Below are 18,271 nucleotides of genomic sequence, written 5' to 3' on the forward strand. Positions count from 1 at the left end.
TTTCTTCTTTTTAATATGAGCTTATATTTTACTTCAACTTCTTATACTTAATCCTCTTCGGAGCCACATCGCCTAGACGCTTTTTCTTGTTTTCCTCATAATCGGAGAAGTTTCCTTCAAACCAATACACTTGTGAATCCCCTTCAAAAGCAAGAATATGAGTACATATCCTGTCCAAAAACCACCTGTCGTGGGAAATGACAACTGCACATCCTCCGAAGTTTTCCAAAGCTTCTTCGAGTGCCCTTAAGGTATTCACATCCAGGTCATTGGTCGGTTCATCAAGTAAAAGTAGATTCCCGCCTTCCTTGAGTGTAATGGCCAGGTGTACACGGTTTCTTTCGCCCCCAGAGAGGATTCCCACTTTCTTCTCCTGATCAGATCCGGCAAAGTTGAACTTGCCCACATAGGCCCGGGCATTCATCTCTTTGTTGCCAAGCTTGATGATTTCATTCCCTCCTGATATGGTATCGTACACGGACTTGTTGGGATCAAGCCTATCATGCTCTTGATCGACATAGGCGAGTTTCACAGTTTCTCCCACTTCGAAATTTCCTGCATCGGCCTTTTCCTGACCGGTGATCAATTTGAAAAGTGTGGATTTCCCTGCACCATTTGGACCGATGATTCCTACAATTCCGCCCTGAGGTAGGTTGAAGGATAAATTTTCGAACAATAATTTATCTCCGTAGGCCTTGGACACGCCATTGACCTCCAGGACTTTTGCTCCTAATCTTGGGCCCGGAGGGATATACAATTCAAGTTTGGCTTCTTTTTCTTTCCCTTCTTCGCTGATGAGTTTGTCATAAGCGCTAAGCCTGGCCTTTCCTTTTGCCTGACGGGCTTTTGGTGTCATGCGGATCCACTCAAGTTCACGCTCCAAGGTTTTCTGCCTTTTGGACTCGGTCTTTTCTTCTTGTTTCAGACGGTTTTGTTTTTGGTCCAACCAAGAGGAATAGTTGCCTTTCCACGGAATCCCTTCCCCCCTGTCGAGTTCCAATATCCATCCGGCAACGTTGTCCAAGAAATACCTGTCGTGGGTAACTGCGATAACAGTTCCTTTATATTGCTGTAAATGCTGCTCGAGCCAAAGTACTGATTCAGCATCGAGGTGGTTGGTAGGTTCATCGAGAAGCAACACATCCGGTTCCATAAGTAAGAGCCTGCAAAGCGCAACCCTTCTTTTTTCTCCTCCTGAAAGGTTCCCAATGATGGCATCACTTGGCGGAAGGCGCAGGGCATCCATGGCTTTTTCCAACATGGTGTCCAGTTCCCAAGCGTTGGCGGCATCGAGCTTTTCCTGCACTTCACCTTGTTTGGTGATCAGCTTGTCCATGGCATCCGGATCGTCCATGAGAGCAGGATCCATAAATTTTTCATTGATCTCTTCAAACTCTTTGAGGAGCGCAACTGTGGAAGCTACTGCTTCTTCCACGATATCTTTGACGGTTTTGGAAGGATCGAGTTTAGGTTCTTGTTCAAGCATTCCCACTGTATAACCCGGAGACCAAACTACCTCTCCTAAAAATTCTTTATCAACGCCGGCAATGATTTTCAACAAGGAGCTTTTCCCGGATCCGTTGAGACCCAAGACACCGATTTTGGCTCCGTAAAAAAAAGAAAGATAAATGTCCTTTAAGACTTTTTTCTGTGGGGGGTAAATTTTAGACACACCCGCCATAGAAAATATGATTTTTTCTCCACTCATATTTAATATTTGATTGATTTGAAAACGATGATGGACAAAGATGGCAAAAAAAGGTCTTTCTTAGGATAAATGCTTTTGAATTAATTAATTTGCAGAAACTTAGAATAACCATACCACAAACCAACCTATTAAATCGAAATGGAGCATCCGTACGGGTACATTAAAGATAACAAGGTTTATCTCAGGAAATTTTTGAATCAGCCGGACAGGGTGATTGGCGAAGTAAAAGAAGACGAGACATCCACCATCAAATACTTTGAGGACAGGTTTGCTACCCTCAAGGAAAAAATTGGCCAACTCAAAAAAGACATAGAAGAAAACCAGAACAAGGGTTCTTTCCTGATGAAGTTGATTCACCTGAAAGATTCTCTTTTGGAATATGATGCTTTGGGCGATTTTGTCCCTCTTATTGATGACTTAGAGCAGCAGCAAGTATACCTTGAAGACATCATCAAGAAAAACAGGGAGAAAAACCTCGAAATCAAACGAGGCTTGATTTTGGAAGCAGAAGCTCTAAAGAACAGCACTGAGTGGAAGGAAACCGCAGAGGAATTCAAAAACCTGAAAATGCGATGGATCAAAACAGGTCCTGTCGAAAAGGAATTTGAGGAGGAAATAGAAGAAGTATTCAATAAAGCGATCGATAAGTTTTTTGACAATAGAAAAAACTTTTTTGAGGACATGGCCGTACAGGCAGAAGTCAACATCAAGATATACGAAAGACTCGTACTTGAAGCCCGCGCTGCATTTGACAATCCCGATGCCAAAAGGGCATTTGAAATATCCAAAAGAATTCAAAAAGAATGGAAAGCTGCAGGAAGGGTACCGGCCGAAAAGCGACAACCGCTTTGGGATGAGTTTTCCAAACTGAACAACAGGATTTTCAGCAGGTTTCGCAGGACCATGGAAACAGGTCCACAGATGAAGCCTTGGGAGCTGATGAAAAAAATGGAGTCCATGACGGATGAAATGAAAAAACTGGCTTACTCCGAAACAAATCCTGAGGGAGTGTCGTCTGCAAAAAGATTGCAGGCAGAATGGAAAAAACTTCCCCAGCGAAAGCCAAAGGAAGCTAATCTGATCATGCGCTCATTCACATTCTTCTCGGAGATTGTATTTGAGAAATTATTTTTGGAAAGGTTAGCCTTATCCAAATATGATGATTTCAACCAAAGGGACAGGGTAGAACAGAAAAAAATCAAATTAGCAATCCTCAGGGACTTGATTCATAGGGACGAAAGTGAGTTGGCAAATGTCAAGGACAATGCTGAGAATTTCAGAACAAATGAAGAAGATTTTGAAGTCATGATGAGAAGGAAAATCGGCACATTCAAAAGAAAAATTGATGTGAAAACTTTCATTCTCAAAGAACTTTCAAATAAATAATAAGTTAACATTGAAAATTTAAAACAATTTCTATTTTTGCAGACCGCTAAGGCTGTAAACATTTAAACCTCACACTATGTATTGGACACTAGAACTTGCGTCATATCTTGAAGACGCACCATGGCCTGCAACTAAAGACGAATTGATTGATTATGCAATCCGTTCAGGTGCTCCTCTGGAAGTTGTTGAAAACCTCCAAGAATTAGAGGATGACGGCGAGCCTTACGAAAATATCGAAGAGATATGGCCCGATTATCCGACAAAAGATGATTTCTTCTTTAATGAAGACGAATATTAAAAAAGCCCAATTTTTGGGCTTTTTTTTATAACCCCAATACAGCTTTGAGTTTTGGGAGTCCGGATTTGCTTACAGGAATGCCTTCTCCGCCCTTAAGTTTCAGCAGATACCCTTCCTTTTCATAGGGTTCGATCTTGGTAATCTCTGAGATATTGACAAGATAGGACCTGTGTACCCTTACAAACTGAGAGGGTTCCAAAGTTTTTTCATAGAAAGAAAGCGTTTTGTTTTTAAGAAATTTGCCTTCCTTGGTGTAGATATTCACATAATCATCATTGGCTTCAAGGTATTTGATATCCTGAACGGGAATGATTTTGATTTCATTTTTTACCTTCAAAACCACCCGACTGGAAGATTCCTGATTTACCCCAGCCTCATTTTTGAAGGTGTTGATTGATTCTGAATTGTTACCCAATTGTAGGAATTTCTCCAATGACTTGGCAAAACGGGTTTTGGAAAATGGCTTGAGCAAATAATCCACGGCATGCGCATCAAAGGCCTTGAGCGCAAAGGCATCAAAGGCAGTGGTGAAGATCACAGCTGGCGGGTGATCCAATAGTTCCAACAATTCAAATCCGGTAAGTTTGGGCATCTGAATGTCCAAAAAAATCAGGTCAGGCTTGTATTCCTGAATGGCTTTCAAACCTTCAAAGCCATCATGACAGACTTTTTGAATTTCAAACTGGGGAAAATCGGCCAGATATTCCCTGACCAATTCCGTTGCCAATGGCTCATCATCGATTATCAGGACTTTAATCATTCCTTTGAGGGATTTTTAAGTTGACAGCAAACACCTTTTCTTCTACTCTTGTTTCCAACAGGTCATTTCTTCCAAACATCAAATATAACCTCCTTTTGACAGCATCAAGGCCAAATCCAGTTCCTTTTGCCTGTCCTGCTTCAAGGTCAAAAGGGTTTGTCAAAGACACATTCAGGTAATTATTTTTGATCTCAAAGTTTATGCTGATCAAAACTTCACCTATTACCCCATATAAGCCATGCTTGATTGAGTTTTCAAGTAGCGGTTGTATCATCAAAGGTGGGACTTTTGCTACCAAGGCAGGTTCATCGATCTGAAATTCAACCTTTAATCTATGCCCAAACCTTACTTTTTCAATATCAAGATACAGGTTAAGGTAATCCTTTTCCTCCGAAACAGTTAGCCAATTTTGGTCATCTTTTTTGATAGTCCCCCTGAGGAATTCAGCCAACTGCAGCACCATTTCCCTGGCTTTCTCCGGCTGGCTTTTGATCAAAGAACTGATGGAATTCAGGCTATTGAACAAAAAATGGGGCTGAAGCTGCTGTCTCAAATGATAAAGTTCAGCATCTTTTGCCATTTGATTTATTTTTTCCTGACGCTCTTTGGTTTTGAGCTGGTCCTCGATTTTGGCATTGAATACCAATAGAGTTGCCCAAGAAACAAATAAAATGAATGCAACCAAACCTTTGAGTAGCATGATATGATTTGCAAAATTTTGATATTCCGGTTCATCTGCCATAAAAATTCTGAGCAGATAATTCCCTGCAAATACCAAAGCCGCTGCGAGCATCCATCCAAGGTTCACGACCATCCATACCTGGGAATTTCTGGGGAGGTAATATTTGAATATATTTTCCATCAACCAAAACCCGAATAAAACCAATACGGAATGGATAGAGGCGTCTATCAGCGCAGGTTTTAATGGAAATCCATAAAAAGTAATCAGGTAAGCCAAAGCCACTATCCAAAGTAGGACAGCGGCCAAGGCTTTCAACCAATCAAAATTATTGCGCGAAATCAGATTTCTCAGCATCAGGTATCTTGATTAGAAAGATTTGATCTCCAAGCCACCAAAAATGATAGATCCATATATTCTCAAAACTTTGGTTCCGTCGTTGGGAGTTTGCGGATACATTCTTTTATCCTCAATTCCTGCAAAGATATTGGTGACATTGATCTGGAGGTCCCAATGTGGCGGCACCACCAATTTGACACCGCCAAATGCCACTTCCACATTGATGATCGCCCCATCGGCGAGGTCTGCCTGGGAAAAATCAATATCTGTTCCACCGAAAATTGCGGAAACTTTGCCTCCCTGGAAGTTTTTGGACAAAACTCTTTTTTGGATTCCTGTAAATAGAGCTTGGGCATTGATGGTATCTCCATTATCTGTGTATGGGATTCCCTGGGGCTTGGCAAAGGTGGCGTTAGACTGATCGGAGGTAGTCCCGAGTGGCTTATCTGACTTATTATAGGTTTTGAAGAAATCTTCAGTAAATCTGTTTCTGTCATTATTTCTTTTGAGAATCAAGAAAATCCCGAGTATGATCAATCCCACCGGAATCAGGAAAGGCTGGATTTCATCGGGAATTCCAAGTTCTTTTTTGACTAAAAAGAATGAGCCAAACAACAACATAAATACTCCGAAGCCACTTTGGAAGTTGTGTTTGATAAGACTGACTACACCGATAGCGATGAAAATCATCGGCCATGAAAACACCCATGAAGGGAACCAAAATCCAATTGCTTTTAATAACAACACCCCGCCGATCGCGAGAATGATAATGCCTGCTGTCAGGTCATTGTTTTTGGAGGAAAATTTATTCTTTGCCATGATTGAGATAATTTTATTTATTGATTTGATGATGACAAAGCTATATCATGGGATAAAATTATGGGAAATGAAATAGGCTATCACCGCCTGTTTCTCGGTGAATGAAGGAAATCGGTAGGTAAACGGAATTTACTTATTCTTCCTTTGGATCAAAAAGTCGGCGTATACCATATCCTCAGGACTGGTTATTTTTATATTTTCAGGGTTTCCCGAAATCAATTCAACCTGCCATCCCTGATGCTCATAGACTGTGGCATCATCTGTAAAATGGTACAGTTCTGTCACCTCAAATGCCTTTCTGATTTTGGACAGCAAAAAAGTCTGCGGTGTCTGTACCAATCTGAAATTCTGCCTTTCCTGAAAAAAAGACTTACCGTCATCGGTCAGCTTTCGGAGGGAATCTTTCAGTGCGACTACGGCAATGGCAGAACCGGATTTGTTGGCAACTTCAAAACTTTCCCTAATCACAGAAGGATTTACAAATGGTCTGACGCCGTCATGAATAGCAACTATCCCTTCTTCTTGAAATATGGATTCTAATCCGTTTTTGACTGACTGAAACCGGCTGTTACCTCCATTCACAACTGAATGGGGGATTTCAAATTGATGTTGACCGCACAGATCAGCCCAATAGCCAAAGTCCCTTTCAGGAATTACCAAAATCAATCGGATGTCTGGCAAGGTATTGTGAAAAACCTCCAAGGTATGCATGAGAATAGGTTTTCCACCTATTTCTAAATATTGCTTGGGAACCGGAGCTCCCATCCGGGTTCCGCTGCCTCCTGCTACAATGATGGCGAACTTATTCATCTAAGGGGCGGATGGTCAAAAATAGAAGCTGATTTCTTTTGCATAATTCACGCAAGATCAAAAAATCATAATAAATAAAAAAAGGCTCCTGAGAGCCTTTCTATTTTTTTTAGAGAATTAACATTGCATCCCCGTAGGAGAAGAACCGGTATTTTTCTTTGATTGCCTCTCTGTAGGCTTTCATCACCAAATCATATCCTCCAAATGCAGATGCAGTCATCAACAAAGTGGATTCCGGCAAATGGAAATTGGTGATCAATGAATTTGCTATTTTGAAATCATAGGGAGGAATGATAAACCTATCCGTCCAACCGCTGCTAACTTTCAATCGGTTATTGGCAGTTACTGAAGACTCCACGGTTTTTAAAGTAGTTGTGCCCACTGCAACTACCCTCTTTTTGTTGTCCAAAGCCTCGTTGACGAAATCCACCGTCTTTTGGGGAATATCGTAATTCTCAGAATCCATTTTATGTTTGGTGAGGTCTTCGACATCAACTTGTCTAAAAGTTCCCAAACCTACGTGTAGGGTGATTGGACAAACCTCCACACCTTTCAATTCCAACCTCTTAAGCAAATGTGGCGTAAAGTGAAGACCTGCTGTTGGTGCTGCTACCGCCCCTACGTGCTTGGCAAAAATGGTTTGGTATCTTTCCCTGTCTTCGGTTTCAACTTTCCTTTCAATGAATTCTTTCAAGATAGGAGTTTCGCCTAGGGTATCTATTGTTTTATAAAATTCCTCATCGGAACCGTCAAATAAGAATCTGATGGTCCTTCCTCGGGAAGTCGTATTGTCAATAACCTCAGCCACCAAGTCACTGTCCCCAAAATAAAGTTTGTTGCCAACCCTGATTTTTCTTGCAGGATCTACCAACACATCCCATAATCTCAGGTCTTGGTTCAGCTCTCTCAAAAGAAAAACCTCAATTTTTGCACCTGTTTTTTCTTTGTTTCCGTACAACCTTGCAGGGAAAACTTTGGTATCATTCATGACAAATACGTCACCGTCTCCAAAGTATTCGATGATATCTTTGAAAATACGGTGCTCGATTTCACCGGTTTTTCTATGGACCACCATGAGACGGGATTCGTCTCTATTGGGAGTGGGATATAAAGAAATTAATTTTTTGGGGACGTCGAATTTAAAGTCGGATAACTTCATAGGTTATGAATATGATATGCTAATTGCTTGGTCTTATTTTAAGATTTAAAAACCGCAAAGATAAAAATAAAAATCCCGAAATCTACTTATATTGCCAATTACTTTTAAAACAACTTCTGAGACGTGATATTTCTAAAACTAACCTGGGAAAGCTTGAGGTTTGCGATGCAGGCCCTCAAATCCAACTTGACAAGAACCGTTCTTTCTCTATTAGGAGTAACGGTGGGGATTTTTGCCATCATTGCGGTATTTACTTTGGTGGATTCACTTGAAAAAAACATCAAGTCCAGTTTCAGCTTTTTGGGAAGTAATGTAGTTACCGTCAACAGGTTTCAATTTGTTGGAGGACCGGATTATCCTTGGTGGAAGTATTTTAGAAGACCATATAGTACCTACTCGGAATATGTATTCCTCAAAGATAAATTGAGAAATGCGGAAGCTGTGTCCTTTTCCGCGGGTGCCAACACCACAGTCCAATTTGGAAGTAATTCTTACAAAGGAACTAACTTGAGCGGGGTGTCCTATACTTATAAGGACGTCTATGAAGTACCTGTGCAATCGGGGAGATTTTTTACAGAATCAGAAATAAATGGTTCCAGAAACGTTGCCATAATCGGCGAGAAAGTGGCGAATACTTTGTTTCCAAATTCGGAACCCTTAGGAAAAGAAATCAAAATCAAAGGTGCAAAATTCGTTGTAATTGGCCTATTTGAATTAGAAGGCGAAGGTTTGTTTGAAATTGCATCCAAAGACGAGGCTGTCATGATACCTTATGGCAGTTTTACGAAATTGTTTTTTGTAGGTAAAAACGGAATTGAACCAAGTATTGCCGTCAAAGGAATGGATAGCGATATCGGAATGATGGCTTTGGAAAATGAGATCATAGGTTCGTTGAGAGCCAAAAGAGGTTTGAAACCCACTGAAGAGGACAATTTTTCTCTCAACAAATCTGAGTTTATCATGAACACTATCGGATCTATATTTGACGTGATCAGTGCGGCAGGTTGGGTGATCGGAGGGTTTTCAATTTTGGTTGGCGGTTTCGGGATTGCCAATATCATGTTTGTATCCGTAAAGGAAAGGACCAATATCATCGGCATTCAAAAATCCCTAGGCGCAAAAAATTATTTCATTCTTTTCCAGTTTCTTTTTGAGGCCATTTTCTTGAGTTTGATTGGTGGATTTGCAGGAATCATAATCGTCTACGGTTTGACGTTTATTCAATTGGGCTCATTGGAGTTGGTGTTGTCATTTAAGAATATAGTCCTCGGGTTGGGGATTTCTTCTATCATCGGAGTTGTATCCGGAATTGTCCCTGCTACACTTGCGGCAAGGCTCGATCCTGTGGAAGCCATCAGAGCAGCCTAAAATCCAGACTTATAAAATAAAAAGCCCCCATAAAGTTTAAACTTTATGGGGGCTTTCTTATGTATAAAATAAAGAGGATTGAAACCTCTGTTGACTATTCTTCTCCTTTTTCCTCTTTGAGAGTGACAACTCCCAAACCGGCTTTCTCCTTGATTTTCTTTTCGAGTTCTTCCATCAGCTCGGGATTGTCAAGCAAAATCGCTTTTACTGAATCTCTTCCCTGTCCCAATTTATTTCCTTCGTAAGAGAACCAAGAACCTGCTTTCTTGATGATTTCAAATTCAACACCGATATCAATGATTTCACCTACTTTGGAAATACCCTGACCATACATGATGTCAAATTCCACTACTTTGAAGGGAGGTGCGACTTTGTTTTTTACGACTTTCACCTTTGTTCTATTTCCCAAAATATTGTCCGCACCTTCTTTGATCTGTCCGATTCTTCGGATGTCAAGTCTGACAGAAGCATAGAATTTAAGGGCGTTACCACCGGTAGTGGTTTCCGGATTGCCAAACATCACCCCGATTTTGTCCCTCAATTGGTTGATGAATACACAGGCACAACCTGTTTTATTGATCGCTCCGGTCAATTTTCTCAATGCCTGTGACATCAATCTTGCCTGAAGACCCATTTTGCTGTCACCCATTTCACCTTCAAGTTCGCCCTTTGGCACCAAAGCCGCAACAGAGTCAATGACAATGATATCAATGGCTCCTGATCTAATCAGGTGCTCAGCTATTTCGAGTGCCTGTTCGCCGTTGTCCGGTTGGGAAATCAGCAGGTTTTCGGTATCGATCCCAAGCTTTTCGGCATAACTTTTATCAAATGCATGCTCCGCATCAATGAATGCAGCAAGGCCTCCAGCTTTTTGGGCTTCTGCGATGCAATGAAGTGTCAGGGTTGTTTTACCGGAAGATTCAGGACCATAGATCTCTGTCACCCTTCCACGAGGGATTCCGCCGATACCCAAAGCCATGTCCAAGCCCAAGGAACCTGTGGAAATAGCGGGGATATCCTGAACTTTGTTGTCACTCAATTTCATGACAGTACCTTTTCCGTAGGTCTTTTCCAGCTTGTCAATGGTCAGCTGAAGTGCTTTTAATTTCTCAGTGTTTACGCTCATATTGGAATATTTTCAAAACTTTGATTTGAATTTGTTAAATTATTGGTTGATAATTGGAGCCCGAACACTTCAAAAAAGGTTTACGTATTTATACTTTGCGGCACCAAAAATCCGTATTATTAAATATATCGCTAATATTGAAATAAGATTTGAAAACCTTTTGGTAGAACATAAAAATTAATGAAAAAACGGTTCAAAAAGTCAGTAATTGTCTCAATATTTTTTCTTTTGGGATGGTATTCTGGTTTTGCTCAGAAAAATACTGCTTTTCAAAAAGGTGAGGAACTACTCTTTAAGGTTAGTTATGGTTTCTTTGATGCGGCAGAAGCAAGAATGGTAGTCAATCCGGAAATTTCAACCATTAACAACATCCCATCTTACAAAATCGATGTTTTTGGCCAAACTTTGGGCGTTTTCAAGCTTTTTTATGTGAATGATAATTGGGGAAGCTATCTGGATACAACGAAATTAATCCCTCACCAATCTTACCGACATATCGAGGAAGGGAGGTACCGTAAGCATGAAAAGATAAGCTTTGACCATAAGAAGAAAAATGCTCATGTGAGGTTATACGACAGGGATAACCAAAATGTCATTGATACAAAGGACTATAAAATCCCTTCAGAGGTGCAGGATATTGTAAGTGGTTTTTACTATTTAAGGACAATAGATTTCAAAAAATACAAACCCGGTGACACCATTCACCTTGTAGGTTTTTTTGACAAAGAGATATATAACGTAAAATTAATATTCAAGAAAAAGGAATGGATAGAAACAAACATCGGAAAGTTTGAATCTTATGTGCTAGTGCCCGAAATTCCTAAAAACAAATTATTCAGAGGAGATCAGCCCGTCACTGTATGGGTGTCTGGGGACAAAAATAAAATCCCGCTGAGGATAAAGGCAAAGCTGATGATCGGATCCTTGGATATGGAAATCATGGAAGCCAAAAATTTGCGTAACAATTGATTAATAGCTACTTAATATTTAAATAACATTAGACGGCTGAATAAAAATTTTATGTTGTGTTTGGTGCCTTTGACATCATTAAAACATTTTTTTGTAATGGCTTTTTATAAATTAGCATCACATTAGCGCAAATATAACCCGCTATTTTACCATGAGTGACAAACAAAAAGTCAAAATACTGGTCGTTGACGATGAACCAGACATCGTAGATATTCTAACATACAACCTCAAAAAAGAAGGATATGATGTCGAATCCGCGGAGGATGGTATAAAAGCCGTAAAAATTGCTGCCAAATTTCATCCAGACGTTATCCTGCTTGACATCATGATGCCAAACCAAGATGGCGTCGAAACATGTCGGCAAATCAGAGATATCCCCGAACTCAAAGGAACATTTATCATATTTCTTACCGCAAGAGCAGAGGAATATTCTGAAGTAGCTGCTTTTGATGTCGGTGCTGATGATTACATCACCAAGCCAATCAAACCAAGAGCACTAATGAGTAGGATTGCGGCACTCTTCAGAAGGGAATCCAAAAAAGAAAATGAAGTCGCCCAAATTAAAATCAAAGACCTTATCATTGACCGGACAAGCTATACCATAGATAAAAACGGCAAAACAATCACCCTTCCCAAAAAAGAATTTGAACTCCTTTATTTTCTAGCCAAAAACCCAAATATAGTTTTCAGTAGAGATGATTTATTGCAGAATATCTGGGGAACTGATGTCTTTGTATTGGCAAGAACTGTCGATGTCCATATCAGAAAAGTCCGTGAAAAAATTGGGGAAGATTACATCACCACTGTGAAAGGAGTGGGTTATAAATTCGAATTGAATTAAATATGCTCACCACATCGAGGGGTATTTCATTGATTTTGGCTTTGGCAATTTCTGCCCTGACAGTCGCATTTTTGTTGCTATTGGATGAAGCCACCCCCACTTTGTTGATTGTTGCGGGTGGCATTTCTTTCTCTGTTTCTTACATCTTGATGAATATCACCCTTGAGTTTTTGGTATTCAAAGAAATCAGCGGCATCTACAATGTCTTGGAAAAAATCCAAAAGAAGGACTACTCCAACATCCCTGAAAAATCCGACAAGTTGTCTATTTCTCCCTTGAGAAAAATAAATACCTCGATCAATACCTACGCCCAGACGAAGAATAAAGAAATCGAAGCTTTGCAAAAGAATGCTGTTTTCAGACGAGAATTCATAGCCGACATTTCGCATGAACTGAAAACTCCGATTTTTGCGGCACAGGGTTACATACATACCCTGCTCGATGGCGCTGTGGATGACAAATCCGTCAGGCTGAAGTTTCTCAAGCGGGCTGCAAAAAGCCTCAATGCGTTGGATAAGCTTGTTCAGGATCTTCTCACTCTCAACCAAATGGAAAGCGGTGTGGTCAAATTCCATTTCGAAACTTTTGATTTAAAGGATTTGATCCATGAAGTCATCGAGGATCTGGAGCACAAAGCAGCAAAACGGGACATGTTGATCCGTTTCTTTTATGACAAAGAAAAATCCTTCAAAACGGTCGCAGATAAAGAGAAAATCTTCCGGGTTTGCCAAAACCTCATTTCCAATGCCCTCAAATACAATAATGACGGCGGCGAGGTGGAAGTACACCTCAAAACTCACAAAAGCCAAATTACTGTTGAAGTCAAAGACAACGGCAAAGGAATTCCTCCGGAAGATCTGAAACGTATCTTTGAAAGATTTTATAGGGTGGAAAAAAGCAGGTCCCGCGAAAGAGGCGGCACCGGACTCGGACTTGCAATCGTCAAACATATACTGGAAGGGCATAAAAGCAAGATATCTGTCAGCAGTACTTTGGGCAAAGGCTCCATATTCAGTTTTGAATTGCCTCTAGAAAAAGCTCCGGCTAATACCGTACTAAAAACCCTGAATTCCTTATTTGTCTGAAAACCTGATCTCTTGGTCAGGCTACAAATTGGGCAAAAAGTTCATCCAACGTTTTATTCAAATCATCCGAAAGCCCGCCATGCGGCCTTGAGGTCTGTATCATGGAACTCCGCTGCGCTGTCAGCCACCTGAATCTTGAAGCAGGATCCATCTCAGCGATTGGACTACCGGATTTTGTTCCCTCACAAATTTTGGTAAATGAGTCCAAATAATCGAATAGCAATGCCAAATCAACCTCAGGATCCAAAGCCAATAACTTCCCTTCTTCTAGTTGAATCCTGCTTTCTAAGAAATTTTCTTTTTTAGAACAGAGAATTACGCCCACATTGACAAATTCCTCACGCTCCACCCGTGGAACTACACGGATGACCGCATACTCATATAAGTGTTTGCCTTGCATCTTGCGCTTCTTTTACAAATACATCCGAATGTTCCAATCTGAGTGAAAGGAATTGTTTATACACTGACCTTGCCTCTTCAGCCGTCTCCACATCCCGAGAAGCTAAAAGCCAATCATCAGGAAGAGCTTCAATCAAAAGATTAATCTGATCAATTTTTAATTTTTCTGTGAATTCCTGATTGACTTCTTCCAACTTATCCGCGTAAGGCAAAAGCACATGATCCTTGATTGAAGGAAAAGGTCCGGTGGCATGTCTTTCCCAATTGTCCCAAGAATGGTGGAACAAAAATGCCGCCCCATGGTCAATCAACCAAAGTTCGCGCTTCCAGATCAGCATATTGGTATTGCGGAAAGTCCGGTCCACATTGGTAATCAACGCATCAAACCACACAATCTTAGAAGCCAGCAATCCATCGACTTTGGAAGCTCCGGGATCAAAAGTCAGTGCTTTGGATAAAAAGTGAAGGCCAAGATTCAGACCCTGACTGCCCTTGAGCAAATCCTGTATTTCTTCATCGCCTTCTGACCTGCCAAAAGCTTCATCGAGGTAAGCAAACACCAATTCCGGAACTTTCAGCCCAAGCATTCTTGCGATTTCCCCACCCAACAATTCTGATATCAGGGCCTTTTCCCGCTGACCTGCGCCGCGGAACTTGAGTACGTAATCAAACCCATCATCCGCTTCAGCCAATGCAGGCAATGAACCTCCTTCACGCAGCGGCATCACATAGCGCATGACATTGACCGTACGAAGGTTGAGATTTTGAAAAGTTGTATCCATGATTGTTTCAATGGGATGATTTCAGATTGTAAAGTTATTAGATCTTAGTATATATTCACCGAAGTATATTAAGCTGAATCAGATTAGAAAATATTGTATTTCTAAATTAAATCAGGAATCACTTTGGTGAAGTCTGTCAACAATATTCTGACAAAATTTTTTGCACTGATATTAATTCTCTAATTTTGCGCCCCTGTTAGGAGAAGATAAGCATGAAAAAAATTGATTTTAAGGACCTTATTCTGTTTGAAAGCGAGGATTACCTTGTCATCAATAAACTTCCCTATTTGTCGACTTTGGACGACCGGCACGAGGCGCAAAACATCCTCGATCTTGCCAAACAGTACATCCCTGACGCCCAAGTTTGCCACAGATTGGATAAGGAAACCTCAGGTTGCTTGGTCATTGCCAAAAATCCTGAAGCTTACCGCAACATTGCGATCCAGTTTGAAGACAGAAAAGTAAATAAAGTCTACCATGCTGTGGTGGAAGGCATTCATGAATACAAAGAGGTAATGGTGGACAAAAAAATCCACGCAAACAATAAGGGCATTGCAAAATTGACAAAGGATGGCAAACCGGCCCAGACCATTTTCAATACAATCAAAACTTATTATGCCCATTCGCTAATCGAGTGCAAACCGATAACAGGAAGACTTCATCAAATCAGAATTCACCTTGCCTATCTGAGATCCCCGATATGTGGCGATGAAACTTATGGTGGCAAGCCGGTGTATCTATCCGCACTTAAGAGGCGGTTTAACCTCAAGAAAGGCACAGATGAATTGCCAATCATGCAGCGGGTATCGCTCCATGCCTATTCAATTGGATTCAAAGGAACCAAAGAAGAAAGGATTGAAGTAGTCGCACCTTACCCAAAAGACTTTGACGTATTGGTCAAACAATTGGAGAAAAACGGCTAACTCAAAGAAAATGTGGGCAATAAATTTGTTTCTTTTGCAATAAAAAGAAATTACTTCTATCTTTGTGTCCCTTTTTGAGGGTGAAGTATATTTAACAAGCTAATAATTAAACATTTACACAGTGGATACATTAAGCTACAAGACCAAATCAGCGAATGCTGCTACTGTAGAGAAGAACTGGGTGGTAGTGGATGCCCAGGCTGCAGTATTAGGTAGATTTGCGAGTGAGGTTGCAAAAATCTTGAGGGGTAAGCACAAGCCTTACTACACCCCTCATGTAGACTGCGGAGACAACGTGATTGTCATCAATGCAGACAAGGTAAGGCTGACCGGCAGAAAAATGGACGAAAAAGTCTATGTTCGCCATACAGGCTACCCAGGTGGGCAGCGTATTTCTACCCCAAAATTGTTGAAAGCGAAATCTTCTTCAATATTGGTAGAAAAAGCTGTCAGAGGTATGCTTCCAAAGACCAGACTTGGAAGCCAATTGTACAGAAATCTGTTCGTTTACAATGGTCCTGAGCATCCACATGCTGCCCAGCAACCAAAAGAACTCAAATTCTAATCCTCGGATACATGGAAATTATCAACACAATAGGTAGAAGGAAGACATCAGTCGCCAGAATCTACATGCAACCAGGAAAAGGTGAAATCACTGTAAACGACAGGACGATCGAAACTTATTTCCCTTTTGAACTACACCAGATTGTTGTAAAACAGCCTTTGACACTTGTGGGTGTTTCAGGTTCTTATGACATCAAAATCAATGTTGATGGTGGTGGTATTACAGGACAAGCTGAAGCTGCAAGGATGGCAATATCCAGAGCGCTTTGCGAATTCGATGCCGAACACAGATCAGCTTTGAAAAAAGAAGGTTTCCTTACCAGAGATCCAAGAATGGTCGAGCGTAAGAAGCCGGGACGTAGAAAAGCAAGAAGGAGATTCCAGTTCTCCAAACGTTAATCAGGAATTCTTTGAATTTTATATCGTAACTATATTTATTAATGGCACAAATAGAATATAAAGACTTACTGGATGCTGGTGTTCATTTCGGACACTTGACGAGAAAGTGGGATCCAAGAATGGCCCCGTATATCTTCATGGAGAAGAACGGTATCCATATCATTGACCTAAATAAAACGCTTGTTTGCCTCGAAGAAGCATCCAATGCAATCAAGCAGATCGTACGCTCAGGAAAAAAAGTAATGTTCGTCGCTACTAAAAAGCAGGCGAAAGACTTAGTGGCTGAAGAAGCACGCAGACTTAACATGCCTTACGTCACTGAAAGGTGGTTGGGCGGTATGCTGACCAACTTCGCTACTATCCGCAAGTCGTTGAAAAAAATGTCTACCATCGATAAAATGATGAAAGAAGACGCTTACACCAACCTTGCAAAAAAAGAGCGTTTGATGATCACAAGACAGAGAGAGAAAATGGAAAGTGTTTTGGGAGGTATAGCTGACCTTACCAGACTTCCTGCGGCTCTATTTGTAGTAGACATCAAAAGAGAACACATTGCGATCGCAGAAGCACAAAAGCTTGGTATCCCTGTTTTCGCTTTGGTAGATACCAACTCCAACCCAAATGAGGTGGAGTTTCCAATCCCTGCCAATGACGATGCATACAAATCCATCTCTTTGTTGATCAAAGCGTTTGGTACAGCTATCGAAGAAGGTCTTTCCGAGAGGAAAAGAGACAAAGAAGATGCTAAACTTACCGAAGAGGAAGAAGCAAAAAAAGCTGTCGACGCAGAGACACAAGAGTAATCCACTTTGATATACTGATTACAAAAATTGAACATAAGGTACCGCCCTGTGTTCAATTTTTTGTTTAATAAGAAATTCTTAAATAAATAAAAGACAATAACAATGGCTATTACTGCACAAGAAGTAAACAAACTGAGACAAATGACAGGTGCCGGTATGATGGACTGCAAAAAAGCCCTTACCGAAGCTGAAGGTGATTTCGAAAAAGCGATTGACATCCTTAGAAAAAAAGGTCAGAAAGTTTCAGCTTCAAGAGCTGACAGAGAAACCAAAGAAGGAACTATCGTCACTCATGTAAGTGCTGACGGAACTGTCGGTACTTTGCTTTCATTGACTTGCGAAACTGACTTTGTGGCCAAAAACGAAGGATTCGTAACCTTTGCAAATGAATTGTTGACTATCGCAACGAGCAATCATTGCGCTTCAACAGCTGAAATTCTTGCCCTCCCATATGAGTCAATCACTGTTCAGGACAAGATCATCGAAATGACTGGAAAAATCGGTGAGAAAATCGAAATCTCCCACTACGAAGTCATCAAAGGTGAAACAGTAGTTCCTTACATCCACTCCAATGGCAAATTGGGCGTATTGGTTTCTTTGGTAAACACCAAAGGTGCTGACGTCGAAGAAGCAGGAAAAGATGTTGCTATGCAAATCGCTGCCATGAATCCTGTGGCTGTGGACAAAGACGGTGTAGATGCATCTACTGTCGAAAGAGAAATCGAAATCGGCAAAGACCAAGCAAGACAAGAAGGCAAGCCTGAAGAAATGTTGGAAAAAATCGCTTTGGGTAAACTGCAGAAGTTCTACAAAGAAAGCACTTTGCTTAGCCAGGCATTTGTAAAAGACAACTCCAAGACCATTGCGCAATACCTTGACGGTGTAAGCAAAGGTTTGACTGTATCTGTTTTCAAAAGAATTACAATCGGTTAATTCATCCCGATAGCTATCGGAAGGGTTAATTGGTTATTAAATAATATGTATATCCGCAATGATACCAGTGGCCAAATAAATATAAAGTGACAGCTAGTGACAATCGTTATTTGTTAAAGAT

Annotated in this window: 20 protein-coding genes; 11 read left to right on the forward strand and 9 right to left on the reverse strand. The window is 40.8% G+C overall.

Features of this window, described 5'->3' with window-relative positions:
* Positions 1–28: 28 nt before the first annotated feature.
* Entirely contained in the window at positions 29–1,708 is a 1,680-nt protein-coding gene (ettA, locus tag MMU05_RS18405) for an energy-dependent translational throttle protein EttA (RefSeq protein WP_241143142.1), read from the reverse strand.
* Between the two features lie 138 nt (positions 1,709–1,846).
* Here ettA and MMU05_RS18410 point away from each other — a divergent pair, with 138 nt between their 5' ends.
* Together MMU05_RS18410 and MMU05_RS18415 are read left to right on the forward strand one after the other, a co-directional pair.
* Positions 1,847–3,094 carry a DUF349 domain-containing protein gene (locus MMU05_RS18410; RefSeq protein ID WP_241143143.1) on the forward strand — a complete coding sequence of 416 codons (1,248 nt, stop codon included), beginning with the start codon at positions 1,847–1,849 and terminating at the stop codon, positions 3,092–3,094.
* A 76-nt stretch (positions 3,095–3,170) separates the two neighbouring features.
* Positions 3,171–3,392 (forward strand): DUF2795 domain-containing protein, encoded by a 222-nt coding sequence (locus tag MMU05_RS18415; RefSeq protein WP_008625540.1) that lies wholly within the window; start codon positions 3,171–3,173, stop codon positions 3,390–3,392.
* Between the two features lie 25 nt (positions 3,393–3,417).
* On the opposite strand, the gene MMU05_RS18420 is transcribed toward MMU05_RS18415, so the two are convergent.
* From MMU05_RS18420 to queA, 5 genes are all read right to left on the reverse strand, one after another.
* Positions 3,418–4,152, reverse strand: a complete 735-nt coding sequence (locus MMU05_RS18420; RefSeq protein ID WP_241143144.1) for a LytR/AlgR family response regulator transcription factor — start codon at positions 4,150–4,152, stop codon at positions 3,418–3,420.
* Positions 4,145–5,188 (reverse strand): sensor histidine kinase, encoded by a 1,044-nt coding sequence (locus tag MMU05_RS18425; RefSeq protein WP_241143145.1) that lies wholly within the window; start codon positions 5,186–5,188, stop codon positions 4,145–4,147. The genes MMU05_RS18420 and MMU05_RS18425 overlap by 8 nt, the downstream gene beginning before the upstream one ends.
* Positions 5,189–5,200: 12 nt before the next feature.
* Complete coding sequence (locus tag MMU05_RS18430; protein ID WP_241143146.1) at positions 5,201–5,989, reverse strand: LiaF transmembrane domain-containing protein; 789 nt, start codon at positions 5,987–5,989, stop codon at positions 5,201–5,203.
* Between the two features lie 129 nt (positions 5,990–6,118).
* Entirely contained in the window at positions 6,119–6,799 is a 681-nt protein-coding gene (locus MMU05_RS18435) for a 2-C-methyl-D-erythritol 4-phosphate cytidylyltransferase (protein ID WP_241143147.1), read from the reverse strand.
* A gap of 109 nt (positions 6,800–6,908) precedes the next feature.
* Positions 6,909–7,958, reverse strand: a complete 1,050-nt coding sequence (gene queA / locus MMU05_RS18440) for a tRNA preQ1(34) S-adenosylmethionine ribosyltransferase-isomerase QueA (protein ID WP_241143148.1) — start codon at positions 7,956–7,958, stop codon at positions 6,909–6,911.
* 123 nt (positions 7,959–8,081) lie between these two features.
* Between queA and MMU05_RS18445 the strand changes: the two genes are divergently transcribed.
* Entirely contained in the window at positions 8,082–9,326 is a 1,245-nt protein-coding gene (locus tag MMU05_RS18445; protein WP_241143149.1) for an ABC transporter permease, read from the forward strand.
* A 94-nt stretch (positions 9,327–9,420) separates the two neighbouring features.
* Here the strand turns inward: MMU05_RS18445 and recA are convergent, their stop codons facing one another.
* The gene (gene recA, locus MMU05_RS18450; protein ID WP_241143150.1) at positions 9,421–10,452 is read right to left on the reverse strand and encodes a recombinase RecA; all 1,032 of its coding nucleotides are present in this window, start codon (positions 10,450–10,452) and stop codon (positions 9,421–9,423) included.
* Positions 10,453–10,632: 180 nt separating this feature from the next.
* Here recA and MMU05_RS18455 point away from each other — a divergent pair, with 180 nt between their 5' ends.
* The 3 genes from MMU05_RS18455 to MMU05_RS18465 all read left to right on the forward strand — a co-directional run bounded on the left by MMU05_RS18455 (position 10,633) and on the right by MMU05_RS18465 (position 13,347).
* Positions 10,633–11,421 carry a DUF3108 domain-containing protein gene (locus MMU05_RS18455; RefSeq protein ID WP_241143151.1) on the forward strand — a complete coding sequence of 263 codons (789 nt, stop codon included), beginning with the start codon at positions 10,633–10,635 and terminating at the stop codon, positions 11,419–11,421.
* 151 nt (positions 11,422–11,572) lie between these two features.
* Entirely contained in the window at positions 11,573–12,262 is a 690-nt protein-coding gene (locus tag MMU05_RS18460) for a response regulator transcription factor (RefSeq protein WP_113925650.1), read from the forward strand.
* 2 nt (positions 12,263–12,264) lie between these two features.
* Entirely contained in the window at positions 12,265–13,347 is a 1,083-nt protein-coding gene (locus MMU05_RS18465; protein ID WP_241143152.1) for a sensor histidine kinase, read from the forward strand.
* A 16-nt stretch (positions 13,348–13,363) separates the two neighbouring features.
* Here the strand turns inward: MMU05_RS18465 and MMU05_RS18470 are convergent, their stop codons facing one another.
* Both MMU05_RS18470 and MMU05_RS18475 read right to left on the reverse strand, forming a co-directional pair.
* On the reverse strand, positions 13,364–13,747 hold the full coding sequence (locus MMU05_RS18470) for a DUF3037 domain-containing protein (RefSeq protein ID WP_241143153.1): 384 nt from the start codon (positions 13,745–13,747) through the stop codon (positions 13,364–13,366).
* The gene (locus tag MMU05_RS18475) at positions 13,725–14,528 is read right to left on the reverse strand and encodes a HipA family kinase (RefSeq protein ID WP_241143154.1); all 804 of its coding nucleotides are present in this window, start codon (positions 14,526–14,528) and stop codon (positions 13,725–13,727) included. Before MMU05_RS18475 ends, MMU05_RS18470 begins: the two co-directional genes overlap by 23 nt.
* Positions 14,529–14,740: 212 nt before the next feature.
* On the opposite strand from MMU05_RS18475, the gene MMU05_RS18480 reads away from it, so the two are divergent.
* The 5 genes from MMU05_RS18480 (at position 14,741) to tsf (ending at position 18,150) form a co-directional block, all read left to right on the forward strand.
* Positions 14,741–15,451: an RluA family pseudouridine synthase gene (locus tag MMU05_RS18480; RefSeq protein ID WP_241143155.1), complete on the forward strand. Its 711-nt coding sequence runs from the start codon at positions 14,741–14,743 to the stop codon at positions 15,449–15,451.
* Positions 15,452–15,572: 121 nt separating this feature from the next.
* Positions 15,573–16,016 (forward strand): 50S ribosomal protein L13, encoded by a 444-nt coding sequence (gene rplM / locus MMU05_RS18485; protein WP_113925655.1) that lies wholly within the window; start codon positions 15,573–15,575, stop codon positions 16,014–16,016.
* Positions 16,017–16,027: 11 nt separating this feature from the next.
* The gene (gene rpsI, locus MMU05_RS18490) at positions 16,028–16,414 is read left to right on the forward strand and encodes a 30S ribosomal protein S9 (protein ID WP_241143156.1); all 387 of its coding nucleotides are present in this window, start codon (positions 16,028–16,030) and stop codon (positions 16,412–16,414) included.
* Positions 16,415–16,455: 41 nt separating this feature from the next.
* Positions 16,456–17,217 (forward strand): 30S ribosomal protein S2, encoded by a 762-nt coding sequence (gene rpsB / locus MMU05_RS18495; protein WP_241124530.1) that lies wholly within the window; start codon positions 16,456–16,458, stop codon positions 17,215–17,217.
* Positions 17,218–17,319: 102 nt separating this feature from the next.
* On the forward strand, positions 17,320–18,150 hold the full coding sequence (gene tsf, locus MMU05_RS18500) for a translation elongation factor Ts (protein ID WP_113925658.1): 831 nt from the start codon (positions 17,320–17,322) through the stop codon (positions 18,148–18,150).
* The last annotated feature ends 121 nt before the right edge of the window (positions 18,151–18,271 follow it).

The organism is Cognataquiflexum rubidum, assembly GCF_022538115.1.
Lineage (GTDB): Bacteria > Bacteroidota > Bacteroidia > Cytophagales > Cyclobacteriaceae > Cognataquiflexum > Cognataquiflexum rubidum.

Bases quoted from the DNA above. Each gene is read 5' to 3' on its own strand.
- MMU05_RS18465 (WP_241143152.1), top strand. From the start codon at position 12,265: ATGCTCACCACATCGAGGGGTATTTCATTGATTTTGGCTTTGGCAATT.
- MMU05_RS18415 (WP_008625540.1), top strand. From the start codon at position 3,171: ATGTATTGGACACTAGAACTTGCGTCATATCTTGAAGACGCACCATGG.
- MMU05_RS18435 (WP_241143147.1), bottom strand. From the start codon at position 6,799: ATGAATAAGTTCGCCATCATTGTAGCAGGAGGCAGCGGAACCCGGATG.
- MMU05_RS18455 (WP_241143151.1), top strand. From the start codon at position 10,633: ATGAAAAAACGGTTCAAAAAGTCAGTAATTGTCTCAATATTTTTTCTT.
- tsf (WP_113925658.1), top strand. From the start codon at position 17,320: ATGGCTATTACTGCACAAGAAGTAAACAAACTGAGACAAATGACAGGT.
- MMU05_RS18480 (WP_241143155.1), top strand. From the start codon at position 14,741: ATGAAAAAAATTGATTTTAAGGACCTTATTCTGTTTGAAAGCGAGGAT.
- rpsB (WP_241124530.1), top strand. From the start codon at position 16,456: ATGGCACAAATAGAATATAAAGACTTACTGGATGCTGGTGTTCATTTC.
- ettA (WP_241143142.1), bottom strand. From the start codon at position 1,708: ATGAGTGGAGAAAAAATCATATTTTCTATGGCGGGTGTGTCTAAAATT.
- MMU05_RS18430 (WP_241143146.1), bottom strand. From the start codon at position 5,989: ATGGCAAAGAATAAATTTTCCTCCAAAAACAATGACCTGACAGCAGGC.
- MMU05_RS18470 (WP_241143153.1), bottom strand. From the start codon at position 13,747: ATGCAAGGCAAACACTTATATGAGTATGCGGTCATCCGTGTAGTTCCA.
- recA (WP_241143150.1), bottom strand. From the start codon at position 10,452: ATGAGCGTAAACACTGAGAAATTAAAAGCACTTCAGCTGACCATTGAC.
- MMU05_RS18475 (WP_241143154.1), bottom strand. From the start codon at position 14,528: ATGGATACAACTTTTCAAAATCTCAACCTTCGTACGGTCAATGTCATG.
- MMU05_RS18425 (WP_241143145.1), bottom strand. From the start codon at position 5,188: ATGCTGAGAAATCTGATTTCGCGCAATAATTTTGATTGGTTGAAAGCC.
- MMU05_RS18460 (WP_113925650.1), top strand. From the start codon at position 11,573: ATGAGTGACAAACAAAAAGTCAAAATACTGGTCGTTGACGATGAACCA.
- rpsI (WP_241143156.1), top strand. From the start codon at position 16,028: ATGGAAATTATCAACACAATAGGTAGAAGGAAGACATCAGTCGCCAGA.
- MMU05_RS18410 (WP_241143143.1), top strand. From the start codon at position 1,847: ATGGAGCATCCGTACGGGTACATTAAAGATAACAAGGTTTATCTCAGG.
- MMU05_RS18420 (WP_241143144.1), bottom strand. From the start codon at position 4,152: ATGATTAAAGTCCTGATAATCGATGATGAGCCATTGGCAACGGAATTG.
- queA (WP_241143148.1), bottom strand. From the start codon at position 7,958: ATGAAGTTATCCGACTTTAAATTCGACGTCCCCAAAAAATTAATTTCT.